The 11,637-nt window shown below is 48.5% G+C and carries 11 protein-coding genes; all 11 read left to right on the top strand.

Annotation, left to right across the window (positions count from 1 at the left end; genetic code table 11):
* The first annotated feature begins 156 nt into the window (after positions 1-156).
* The 11 genes from MOZ60_RS10655 (at position 157) to MOZ60_RS10705 (ending at position 11,458) form a co-directional block, all read left to right on the top strand.
* Complete coding sequence (locus tag MOZ60_RS10655; protein WP_370596663.1) at positions 157-516, top strand: DUF6075 family protein; 360 nt, start codon at positions 157-159, stop codon at positions 514-516.
* 488 nt (positions 517-1,004) lie between these two features.
* The gene (locus MOZ60_RS10660) at positions 1,005-1,313 is read left to right on the top strand and encodes a hypothetical protein (RefSeq protein WP_370596664.1); all 309 of its coding nucleotides are present in this window, start codon (positions 1,005-1,007) and stop codon (positions 1,311-1,313) included.
* Complete coding sequence (locus tag MOZ60_RS10665; protein WP_370596665.1) at positions 1,291-1,515, top strand: hypothetical protein; 225 nt, start codon at positions 1,291-1,293, stop codon at positions 1,513-1,515. Before MOZ60_RS10660 ends, MOZ60_RS10665 begins: the two co-directional genes overlap by 23 nt.
* A gap of 502 nt (positions 1,516-2,017) precedes the next feature.
* Positions 2,018-2,740 carry a ParA family protein gene (locus MOZ60_RS10670; RefSeq protein ID WP_370596666.1) on the top strand — a complete coding sequence of 241 codons (723 nt, stop codon included), beginning with the start codon at positions 2,018-2,020 and terminating at the stop codon, positions 2,738-2,740.
* A 20-nt stretch (positions 2,741-2,760) separates the two neighbouring features.
* Positions 2,761-3,114 carry a hypothetical protein gene (locus MOZ60_RS10675; protein WP_370596667.1) on the top strand — a complete coding sequence of 118 codons (354 nt, stop codon included), beginning with the start codon at positions 2,761-2,763 and terminating at the stop codon, positions 3,112-3,114.
* A 10-nt stretch (positions 3,115-3,124) separates the two neighbouring features.
* Complete coding sequence (locus MOZ60_RS10680; protein ID WP_370596668.1) at positions 3,125-5,044, top strand: hypothetical protein; 1,920 nt, start codon at positions 3,125-3,127, stop codon at positions 5,042-5,044.
* Between the two features lie 302 nt (positions 5,045-5,346).
* Entirely contained in the window at positions 5,347-7,302 is a 1,956-nt protein-coding gene (locus tag MOZ60_RS10685; protein ID WP_370596669.1) for a DnaB-like helicase C-terminal domain-containing protein, read from the top strand.
* Between the two features lie 1,929 nt (positions 7,303-9,231).
* Positions 9,232-9,447, top strand: a complete 216-nt coding sequence (locus tag MOZ60_RS10690; protein WP_370596670.1) for a hypothetical protein — start codon at positions 9,232-9,234, stop codon at positions 9,445-9,447.
* On the top strand, positions 9,444-9,767 hold the full coding sequence (locus tag MOZ60_RS10695) for a hypothetical protein (RefSeq protein ID WP_370596671.1): 324 nt from the start codon (positions 9,444-9,446) through the stop codon (positions 9,765-9,767). The genes MOZ60_RS10690 and MOZ60_RS10695 overlap by 4 nt, the downstream gene beginning before the upstream one ends.
* A 33-nt stretch (positions 9,768-9,800) precedes the next feature.
* Complete coding sequence (locus tag MOZ60_RS10700; RefSeq protein WP_370596672.1) at positions 9,801-10,013, top strand: hypothetical protein; 213 nt, start codon at positions 9,801-9,803, stop codon at positions 10,011-10,013.
* 242 nt (positions 10,014-10,255) lie between these two features.
* Complete coding sequence (locus MOZ60_RS10705; protein ID WP_370596673.1) at positions 10,256-11,458, top strand: tyrosine-type recombinase/integrase; 1,203 nt, start codon at positions 10,256-10,258, stop codon at positions 11,456-11,458.
* Positions 11,459-11,637 lie beyond the last annotated feature (179 nt).

Below are 11,637 nucleotides of genomic sequence, written 5' to 3' on the forward strand. Positions count from 1 at the left end.
ACCAGGCCAAAGGTATGGCAGCCAAGAGAGGATCAGTAAGCGGAGCACTCAAAGCGGAAGAACTGGCAGAGATGATGCTCTATGCCAGGAATCACAGCGCAGCGGAGGCCATCCTGATGGCGTTTAATGCCGGTTATATGGCAGGGAGGCACTCCAATGGCTAATAACAGGCCGGACTTTGTAACGGATGCTCAGAGGGATTTTTGCAGCAAATACTCCCTGCTGGCACATCGTAATGATGACTGGGCAGCATTGATCTATCTGCTGGGCATTGATCAGACATGCAGAGAACATGCTGCAGAGATCATCCAGGGCGGGGAGCTGCAGATGGACTCACTTCATGCACCCTGGCAGACAACTGGCAGCCTGGCCACCATGCGCCTGGCATTCAACCTGTTTGGGTACACTGTCCCAGATGGTGAAGATCCAGACGATTATGCAGTGAAAGCACTGTTCTCACACATCGACGAGGAACACAGAGCCGCCTTTGTGCAGGCCATCTACTACTTTGCGTAACCTTTACTATTTTTTTCAGTGAAATGGCATTGATGGAAGAAATAGTTAAGATTTTTCGCATCATAAAAAATGGCAAAAAGTTAACTATTTTTGAAAAAATTTTGTTAGCTCAAATATAGTAAAGTTTTGTCCCCATGAAAAGCTGATGAAATGGGAGGAAATCGCATTTAGAAATCAGCAAGTGTAGAAACCAATGAATGCAGCGAAGCGCAAAAAGATCACTACTAACTTTTGGAAGATCCAGGGCGGCCATTGTATGAGCAATCGAATGATTGCGAGTGGCCGCAGGCGTAATGCAGAGACTTAAAAGATAGAACGGTGAACGAATCGTTCACCGTCAACGGGACAAAAGACCAAGGGAGGGACACAATGAAAAGCACGAAAGCACCCGGCACAGGGTAATTGAAACAGAGCGGACACGAACCAGCCCGCCAAGCATCGCAAACCACGATATTAGAGCCAGAAAGAAAGAGAGAAAGAAAAGAACGATGAACAGAACAGCAGAAAACGAGCTGACAAATTATGAAAAAATCTGTAAAGCCACCAATGGGGGGGCAATATATGCGTCTGACTTGCACAACGTCATTGCCGCCGCAAGACAGGAGGCGATCAGAACCGCACAGAGGACGCAACAGGCATGTTCTTATATGGACATTGCATACAATACGGCATGGATCAGCCTTGAATATGGCATCTCAATTGGCTACCGGCTAGGCGTGAGACACCAGAAGAAGGCGAAGAAGGCCGCAAGAAAGCTGCACAGGGGAAAAGGAAATGGAAAAGATCAAGAACGCTGAAGGCATCGAACTTCAGCCAACAGAAAAGGCATGGCAGCTATTTGCTGCTGATATTATCAAGCATAACAGAGCTGCCATTGATGAGGAACTGGCCGCCATGGGCTATACATCCGCGGAGTTTGAAAGCATGAGTGCTGCGGACTATGAGCGGGTGGCTAATAAGCTGGCCCAGCGGTTATATATTCGTTTCTTTACGAACTGATCCGGCGAAAAAAGGGGGTAACGGTTTGTGACACCCCCTTTACAGCGGATTGAATCCATCAAAGCAGAGCAGAGAAAGAAATCAACTCTAAAGCAGAACACCGATACGCAGAATTCTGCGGAACGGGAGGAACAAGGGAAAACCCTGCGCCGAATTCAGCGGAGGGCCGTCCTTGCTAGTCTGGCGAAGGTTCAAAAAGAGTGCAGAAGCCTTTGTCAGAATTATGACTAAGGTCTTTGCCTTTATTGGCAGGGAAAATACTAGCTGCAGCGTGTGCCCGTGATGTTCCTGCTGAAATGGAGATGGCAAGCATGCGGATGTGCCGAAATCAGCACCACCGGAGGAAGCACAAATGACTATTACAACCTGATTTATCTATGTCATGACTGCCACATGAAATTACATCATCAGTTATATGACGGGCTGGCTAAGTGAAATTCCTTTTCCAGCCAATAAACATTATTGGAATTAGAAAAAACCAAAGAGAAAAGAGAATCACGACATGAAAACAATAGCCATAGCCATCAATAAAGGCGGCACTGGCAAGAGCACGACTGCCGCAGCATTAGCTCAGGCAGCAGCAGTGAGATCAAAGAGAGTGCTTGCGATTGATCTAGACCCGCAGGCCAATCTCAGCTTTGCCCTGGATGCCTCAACCAGAGGATCCAACGGCAGCAGCTATGATCTGCTGACCGGTAAGGATCCGGCAGAGGTAACGCAAATGACGAGCATAGACATTGATGTGATACCCGCAAGCCGGAATCTGGCAGCAGTAACATCCTCCAAGGGATCAGCACACCGCCTGCAGAGGGCATTACAGACCGTTTCCGGCCAGTATGATCTATGTATCATCGACACACCGCCGCTGCAGGGCGAGCTGCAATACAACGCTTTACAGGCCGCTGACAGCCTGGTTATTCCCCTGCAGGCAGACATATACGGACTGCAGAGCCTTTACCAGATCATCGACACCGCCAGGCATTTCCCATCACTGGAAATAGCTGGCATCGTATTCACCATGTATGATGGCAGATCCGCCATTGTTAAGCAGATGGACGCTGCCATATCTGCAGAGGCCGCCAGGATGGGCCTGCCGGTTCTGGCACGGATCCATAAGAGCGTTGTGGTACAAGAGGCTGCTGCTTTGCAGAAGAATCTGTTTCAGTATGCGCCACGGAATAAAGCCGCTGCTGACTATCTGGAACTGAGCAAGAAATTATTTTGATGAAAGGACACTAAACGGCCATGAAAGACTTTAAGAACATCAATACCGAACCTGTTTACAATACGCTTGATGAAGCTACTGCTGCCCCTGATGGCAGCCAGGATGCTGCGACCAGAAAGGAACGCCGGACTTATACAGAGGATGAAGCGGATATGCTGAAAAAGCTGAACCTGACAAGCGGCCGCAAGGGAGTGCATCTGCAGCGCATCAATATGGCATTTTTGCCGGAAAATTATGAATACATCAAAGTCATGGCTAAAGGCACTGGCCGCAGTATGACACAGGTTGTTAATGATATAATTGCTGCTAACATTGGCAGAAACAAGGAACTCTATTCTCAGATCCAGAAGGAACAGAGGAGCATGAAGTTTTGAGGAGTAACAGATGAACGACGAACACAAGACACACAATGCACATGAACTTTCACAGATGGACAATGCAGACCAGGTGAACGCCAGGGAAAATAAAAACGGTGCTGCGGCCACGACTACCGCAACACCTGACGACGAACACCTAGATAATATCATGTTTTCGGAAAATGTGGACAAAGACAGCGCATCTTACAGGCTGTATCACATGAGCCTGCAGGAATGGGAGGGCATGTCCACGGATCAGAAGAAGCTGCTGCTGGAATCACTGACAGACCAGGAAAAAACAGATATCAGGAAATTCAGCAAGTTTGAAGTAACAGACCTGGCATCCATGCCGCTGGAAAAAGCAAAGGCAGCATACTTCACCTCAGTATCACAGGGATCATTTACCAGGCTTACCAACAAAATGGCGGATCCGAATGGAGTGGCTAAGATTGCTGCAGACACCATCAGCAGAAGTTTTGTAGCACTGGCAGACTTTGAACCATTGAGAGAAGCAGCAGAGCCGACAGGTGAGGAGTTGAAAATGCTGCGGGAGCAACTTGCGGCATTATCAAAGCAGTTTCAGAAAGTGCTTAAAGAGCTGACAGCACCGGAAACCATCCGCAGGATGGCAGCAGAGCAAGCCTTTGAAGCAGAGGCAAGAGAGCTGCAGCCGTACATCGAAAAGGAACTGAAAAAGCCAGAATACAATGGCCGCGACTTCTTGTCCATCATGGGCGACTATGCCCCACTTGAGCCAGCAGAAGCTGCGGAGGATCCATCTACCGAACTAGGCAGAGTGATTGCTGCTGCCAGGAAAATGGCAGCCAGAGATGAAGATCTAAAGAGATCCACTGCCCTGGCTGCTTTACTGGAAAAGGGGAGCAATCTTCCCGTACTTCACGGCATGGCCACGGATCAGTTTTCCTATTTATCAGACAAGGACATGCTGCCAATGACCACCGCAGACATGATGCACGAGGTAACACGCTATCAGCGGAAAGATGGTAAATGGATTTTTCGCATTGGAAATAGCAGAAATGCCAGGCAGCAGGCTGTTAATGCCGATAAGATCCTAAAGGTATCTCAGGCACTATACACCGCTCAGAGCGGCAAGGAACGCGGCCAGAATAAGGCCATAGAGATCCCGCTGGACTGGTACATGCAGCAGGTTTATCCTTCAACGGTTAAACAAGACAATGCTGACAAAGCCAAAGAAAAGAACCGTCTGAAAAATGCTAGGAAGTTTGCCAGGGCATCAATCAATGACGATCTGGAAACACTGTTTAATTCATCAGTGTCATGGACGGAATGCAGAAACGGCAGCAAGACAAAAGACTATCATGACTACCGGATCATTGATGGCAAAGGTATTGAGAATGGACTGATCAAGGTACACATTACAGATGCGCTTGCTCAGTATTTCAATAGCTGCCCGCTTACCTATTTTCCCATTGCCCTGCTTTCCATATCATCCAGGAATCCAAACGCCTATAGAATCGGCAACCTGTTTGCGCAGCATGCCTACATGGTAACGAATATCGTCTATCAGACTGCCGATCATTTGAAGGTAGAAACCGTATTGCAAAATACCGATCTGCCAAGCTATGAGGAGCTAAAGACTGCCGGAAAAGAAGATATCAGCCGGAAATGGGAAGAAAGGATCAAGGATCCGCTGGAGGAATCCCTGGAGATATTGCGCCGCCAAGAGGTGATTGACGACTGGTATTACTGCAAGGTCAAGGGAGAACCCTTAACGGATGAAGAAGCCACCTTCACGAGCTATGAACAATACCGTGACGCGCAGATCTGTTATGTCATGCACAACCCTGTTGACAATGCCGAAGCAGTCATGAAAAAGAAAGAACAGATCAGCACTGCCAGGAAGAAAAAGCGGAGAAAGGAAGCAGCCAAAGCTAAGAAGAAAGAAGAAAATGCAGGCCAGAAATGACCTGTTTTTTTCTGGTAAAAAAGGGTAGTGGCACTGTCCGGCTAAAATGCAGTATTCATGCGGGTTTTTGGCTTACTGTACAAAAAAAAGGGGGGTAGTCACACTGTCCGCCAGGGGTAGTGGCACTGTCCGCCAGGGGTAGTGGCACTGTCCGGAAGGCAAAAAAAAAGTGGCTTAAATAAAGGGTTTTTGAGGGGTCAAAAAATCTAGTATTCCTAGTATTCCTAGTATAGGGGCGTTTTTTCCTTACAGGAAAACGCCCTTGCTATCATGTTTCCATCACAAAGAAGAGAGGCATAACGATGAACAGAGAACAAGCCAAGGAAACAGTCAAGCAGTACCTGGAGGATTATTTGCAGCAAAAGGGAATCAATACCCGCAAACCCTTCACTTGCCTAAATCCAGAGCACGACGACAGACACCCATCAATGAGCCTAGACCGCAAGCACAACAGAGTGCATTGTTTCTCATGCGGAGCAAGCTATGACATTTTTGATCTGATTGCACTTGATGAACATTGCAGCCAGGCCGAAGCATTCACAAAGGCATACCAGATGTATGGCATTACGATTGACGAGAGCAAGAATGCTGCGCCGATCAGACCAGCCAAGCCGCAACCAGAACAGCATGGGCCAGACCTCACCGGAGAGATCAAGGCAGCAGAAAGCAATCTGGATCAGATATCCGGTTATCTGGCAGAAAGAGGCATCAGCATGGAGATTGCCAGGCAGTACCATCTAGGTTACTTTCCAGCATTCTATACGCAGAATACAGAGGACAATGGCCAGCAATCTGCAGCAGTATGGCGCGTCCTGGTAATACCCACATCATCAGAGAGCTACATTTGCAGAAACATTGACAGCGAAGCCACACATAAAAACAGATATCGAAAAAAGGGAGCTGACCACTTATTCCATGCTGAAATAGCATTCTATCCATCTCAGAAACCGATCTGGATAGTTGAGGGCCAACTGGACGCCCTGTCCATCTTACAGGCCGGAGGGCAGGCAATAGCACTAGGCAGCACAGCCAACGGAACAATGTTTATAAACTACCTGGAGTTAGCTGGAAACAATGATGATCTAAGAAACAGCGCAAAGAAAAACAGCTATGTGATTGCCCTGGATAATGACCCTGTAGGCAAGAGTGCAGGGAAAGAGCTGGAGAAGATGCTGCTGCAGGCAGGCTATACATGCTGCCATTACAATCCATACGGCATCTGTAAAGATGCTAATGAAGCATTGATCACCAATGCCGAAGGACTGCGCCAGGAAATCCAGCAAGATTTTGAAACGATCCAGACAGAGGGCAGGCGAAAAGAGTACATGCTCAATAGTGCTGCTGCGCATCTGCCGGAATTTTTGGGAGGCATTGCGGCATCAGTCAATACGCCTGCCATCAGCACTGGCTTTTACAATCTTGATACCATCCTTGATGGTGGACTGTATGAAGGACTGTATACAATCGGAGCAATATCTTCTCTAGGAAAAACAACCTTGTGCCTGCAGCTAGGGGATCAGCTTGCACAAGCTGGCCATGATGTATTGATTTTTTCCCTGGAGATGGCGCGCAGCGAACTGATGGCAAAGAGCATCAGCCGCTTGACCTTCATGCAGACCCTAAAGGATAAGACGGACAGCAGCAATGCCAAGACCGCCAGAGGCATCACCGACGGCGCAAGATATGGCAAATACAATATGTACGAGAAAAAGCTGATCCAGCAGGCATACCAGCAGTACAAGAGCTATGCAGATCATATCTTCATCATTGAGGGCATGGGCGACATTGGAGTAAAGCAGATCCGCAGCCAGGTTGAGAAGCATGTGCAAGCTACCGGAAACAAGCCTGTTGTGATAGTGGACTATCTGCAGATCCTAGCACCGGACAATGTGAAAGCCACGGATAAACAGAACACTGACAAGGCAGTGCTGGAGTTAAAGCGGATCAGCCGCGACTTCAAGACACCTGTTATTTGCATATCATCTTTCAATCGTGACAGCTATAAATCAAGCAGCAGCAACAAGGGAGCTGTTACTATGACAGACTTCAAAGAGAGTGGAGCCATTGAATACTCCAGCGATATCTTGATAGGCTTGCAATTCAGATCAGGCGGAGATGGCAGCTATAACGAGAAAGAGGAGAAGCGGAAAAATCCTAGAGAGATCAAGCTCGTCATTCTGAAAAACAGAAATGGCGAAGCATTCACGGAATGCAGTTTCAACTATTACAAACTGTTTAACTATTACGAGGAGGCATGACTTTCACAGGCAGCACACTAGCTGCCTTTTTTGTTTGTGCTACACGGATGGCCACAAGCGCAGAGAGATCTACCATCAAAGCAGGTTAAGGAGAAATGTAGCACATTTCCAGCGTGTACAACCGGAACTATGTCCGGTTTAATTCCAGGAAAAACCAATAGCCATGCGGATGGCACACACTGGCCACATTGTGCTACAGATCAGACACATGTGTGTATACAGTGTGCTGCTTTGTGTTTACAGGATTGTGCTGTGCGCTGGAACGTATCGAAGGAATCAGAGAGGGAAGCTCAGGAAAGAGGTCATCAAATTTAGAAGTGCAAAATGCACTTCCAAAGCAATTTGTGCTACGGCATACCCCACCCATGAAGCGGATGCTGCTGCGCGGATCTGATACCGGTTGGGCACTGAAATTTATGTGAGAGCCAGTTTCTAAGCCGGTGATGGCCCCCTTTATCCGATCACAGCCAATGGATGGGGCGACCGATGACCAGGGGTAACATTTTCCGCTCTCTACATTTGTAGACCACCTACCCAAAATGAGAACGCGCTACAATGCCATTTTTAAGTGAATACAGACATATCTGCCAAAGATGGCATTAAATATCAAGAGACTGCAAGACATGGCCAGAAATGGCTGAAATGAGGCCAGAGGGGTGATTGCGTCGCAATCCACGACGGAAATGTTTTGCTCAAATATGAGCGAAAGCCAGGAAGATCTACCCCGCCACCCTGATGGCAGACACCCCGCAGCATAATAACCAACGGCGGACGGACAAGACATTTCTGCCTGCCCTCACATGTAAGGGAGTGGCCTGAGTTTTCAGAACCGCACCGTGCGGTTCTGATGCCTGCCTTCACATGTAAGGGAGTGGCAGAACGCGACTCCCATGCCAGGGTGTGAAAGACTTTGCGCCCAGGGCCGCCCTGATCCAGGGCATCCATGTCCATCCTGTTCTGGCAGAACATGTTATGTACTGACAGGACATGTTGACCTAACGGACATTTTTGACCGAAAGCCTGTAAACGATCAAAGGAAGTGCAAAGGAAAATCATGGTGTTTGAACTCCGGACGAACTCCGGAAAATTGGCAACCGAAGCGCGGACGAAGCAGGGAGGAGACGGCGGTGACAGAAAATCAGATTGTCACCGTGACAATCTGATTACTGAATCAGATCTTGCAGATGCAGATCCTTCACGCAAAGGGCAATCATGCTGCGCAGCTCAATAACGAAACGTTACAGAGTAATACCAGATCATGATGGCAGAGGCATCGACAGATCCAGACCCCCACCCAAAAGGGAAACAGGAAACCAAAAGGGCCTAGCGGGCGTTGAGGGGTATAGACAAAACGTCTAAATCGCGCGTGAAGCATTTTCCAGCAGATCCAGGGCAACCCGCTCAGAAAAGAGCATGTTGATTGCCTACCCCCGCATGAATCGGCCAGGGATTGCAGATCTATGACCACCCTTGATGGCATCTATAAGGCATCATCGGCAGCTGGTTTGCCTTGCTAATCATTCATGGCAGGCGTGAAGTGGAGCCAGAACGCCACCAGAGGCCAATAGGAGCCACTACAGGCCGATCTATGCCAGTCATGAAGAACTAAGCCAGAATTGTATGAAGTGCCTGGAAATGGCTGAAATGAGCTTATATGGCGTTACTCATGTAAAGTCGTGAATTGCTACCTTTGAGGATGCTGCCAGACAATCAGTAACTCCCTGATGGCATCAGCATATCAATGTACTGCAGAAACACTATGCACGCATGTATTCTATTATGTTTATTTATCCTCATAATTCTATTGTGTATATGGTATAATATACAGAGAGAGAATACGACGAACACGAAACCATCTAGAAATAATCTGTTTGTTGTAAATCTCATGTGCAAACTAGCCATAAACACCTGTTAGAGAGGAGGCACGACATGGCAGAAATGACAGCAGAAGCAAAGGCAGCAAGACGAGAATCACAGCGCAAATGGTATGCTGCCCACATTGAGGAAAGAAGATCCTACCGGCGGCAGTGGTACGCAGCCAACAAAGAGAAACGCCAGGAATACATGGCACGTTACTGGCAGAAAAAAGCGGATCAGATGGCAGCGGCATCATCGGAACCCGCTGGAAAGGATCCGGCAGCATGATTGCAGAGCTGCTTTATCCAGAGGGCGGCACACTCGTCACAGGCAGGGAACTTGCCAGGATGCTGCGCATTGATATCCGCACTGTTACACAAGAGATCCAGAGGGAGCGCATTGGTGGAGCACCGATAGCCGCATCACAGGATCCGCATAGACCTGGCTATTATCTGGCCACAACACGGAAAGCCAGGGCAAATTATGTATGCCAACTGCGCAGCAGATCCAACGAACTGCAGAAGGTTATAGCAGCTATTGAGAGCATAGACGACGAGGAGCAAGAGAATGGAAGACACGACACGGCAAGCAGATCCAGCGGGAATTGATGCAGAGATAACCGGCAGCATCAGGGAGGCAGAATGATAGAAGCATTCCAGCCAGAGCCAGGCAGATGCTACCTGGTAGACAGCATCACCTTCTCTAATGGCTTCTCTTTTGATAAGAGCATTGTGTCATTCACTGATGACTTTTTGATCCGATACACCAACCAGATGAAGATCATGGACTGGTATGCGCTGCGAACCGTGAACCGGATCAGAGGCGTGAAGCCAATCAAGAAATACAACTTATAACCAGAAAAGGCGGGCAAAACCGCTTTTTTTGATGTTTTTGCAGCCGTCATGAGGCAATATAAGCCGATTTTTTCATGTTTAACAGGTGATTGTCTTTGCCGATTCAAACCAGAGCCTTGCCGATCATGATGCAACATGGATATGTTGCACAAGAGATTTATTAAACGTTAAATGTTGTATAAATGTTATGTGTTGTTATTGTTCTCTATGGTGTATAATGTACTGGAAGGATGGCAAACATCATGAACACGACGAACAACATTACAGAAAGAACCGAATCATTACCTACCAGCAGCACACCCCTGACAGCAGACATGTGCAGCCGCTTTGTGTCGTACATCGACAGAGGGGAGCGGACAACTGCCACATATCTGAACAATCTGCGCCAGTTTGCAGCCTGGTTGTCCTTTAAGGGCATCACGCAGCCGACGCGCCAGGATGTGATTGCATGGCGTGACTGGCTTGCCTCAGAGCATGATGGCATTGAGTACGACGCAGCAGACGGATGGCATTACAGAGCGGATGCTCATGGCAGCCGCATCACAGTTAGCTGCAAGCCTGCCACCATTGCCAGTTATCTGCAGACAGTGAAAGCATTCTTTTCCTGGGCGAATGCAGAGGGCATCTATCCCAACATTGCAGAGCGGATCCATGGGCCGAAGGTATCAGTCATGCACAAGAAAGACGCGCTCAAGCCTGCCGACGTTTACAAGATTGAAAGAAGCATCAAGGCATCCGCAATGCGTAAACAGATCCATGCTGCCGATAGTAAGAAGGACACCGCAGGGCGCATCCAGAGGGCATCAGAACAGGGCAAACGCCTGCAGGCCATGTATGAGCTGGCAGTAAACTGCGGCCTCAGGGATTGCGAATTGTCGCGCCTCAACTGCGGGGACATTGAGGTTGTCAACGGCCAGGCCTGGCTTTACATCCAGGGCAAGGGCCACACCGAAGCAGACCAGCGCAAGGCACTGGCAAGCGAAGTATATGCTGCCATTAAGGATTACCAGGACAGCAGATCCGACACCCTGACGGCCACAACGCCGCTGTTTGTGTCTACAGGCAACCGCAGCCAGGGCCGACGGATTGCACCGGAAACCGTCGGCAAGATGTTGAAAAAAGCCATGCAGCAGGCTGGCTATGATTCAGCAAGACTCACCGCTCACAGCCTCAGACATACCGCAGGCACTAATGTCATGGAGCTGACAGGCAACATCTATGAAACGCAGCAGTACATGAGGCACAGCAATCCAGCTACCACAGAAATCTATGTGCATGTTGCACATGAAAAACAGGATGCTGTTATTGCAGACAAACTATATGACCTTTATCACGGTATTGATAAATCAGATGATCAGAGCAAGCTGGAAAGCCTGATAGCAGCCATGGATCCAGCGCAGATCAGACAGCTAACCAACATAGCAGCAGCAATGTCTACACGTTGAAAATAGGAGGACGACGACATGACAGAGAGAATTGAAAGACTGGCCAATGAATACCAGGCCAAAGGTATGGCAGCCAAGAGAGGATCAGTAAGCGGAGCACTCAAAGCGGAAGAACTGGCAGAGATGATGCTCTATGCCAGGAATCACAGCGCAGCGGAGGCCATCCTGATGGCGTTTAA

The sequence above is a fragment of the Grylomicrobium aquisgranense genome, from assembly GCF_033971865.1.
Classification (GTDB): Bacteria; Bacillota_I; Bacilli_A; order Erysipelotrichales; family Erysipelotrichaceae; genus Bulleidia; species Bulleidia massiliensis.

Coding starts and splice junctions, on each gene's coding strand:
- MOZ60_RS10680 (WP_370596668.1), top strand. CDS start 3,125: ATGAACGACGAACACAAGACACACAATGCACATGAACTTTCACAGATG.
- MOZ60_RS10705 (WP_370596673.1), top strand. CDS start 10,256: ATGAACACGACGAACAACATTACAGAAAGAACCGAATCATTACCTACC.
- MOZ60_RS10695 (WP_370596671.1), top strand. CDS start 9,444: ATGATTGCAGAGCTGCTTTATCCAGAGGGCGGCACACTCGTCACAGGC.
- MOZ60_RS10690 (WP_370596670.1), top strand. CDS start 9,232: ATGGCAGAAATGACAGCAGAAGCAAAGGCAGCAAGACGAGAATCACAG.
- MOZ60_RS10655 (WP_370596663.1), top strand. CDS start 157: ATGGCTAATAACAGGCCGGACTTTGTAACGGATGCTCAGAGGGATTTT.
- MOZ60_RS10665 (WP_370596665.1), top strand. CDS start 1,291: ATGGAAAAGATCAAGAACGCTGAAGGCATCGAACTTCAGCCAACAGAA.
- MOZ60_RS10675 (WP_370596667.1), top strand. CDS start 2,761: ATGAAAGACTTTAAGAACATCAATACCGAACCTGTTTACAATACGCTT.
- MOZ60_RS10670 (WP_370596666.1), top strand. CDS start 2,018: ATGAAAACAATAGCCATAGCCATCAATAAAGGCGGCACTGGCAAGAGC.
- MOZ60_RS10700 (WP_370596672.1), top strand. CDS start 9,801: ATGATAGAAGCATTCCAGCCAGAGCCAGGCAGATGCTACCTGGTAGAC.
- MOZ60_RS10685 (WP_370596669.1), top strand. CDS start 5,347: ATGAACAGAGAACAAGCCAAGGAAACAGTCAAGCAGTACCTGGAGGAT.
- MOZ60_RS10660 (WP_370596664.1), top strand. CDS start 1,005: ATGAACAGAACAGCAGAAAACGAGCTGACAAATTATGAAAAAATCTGT.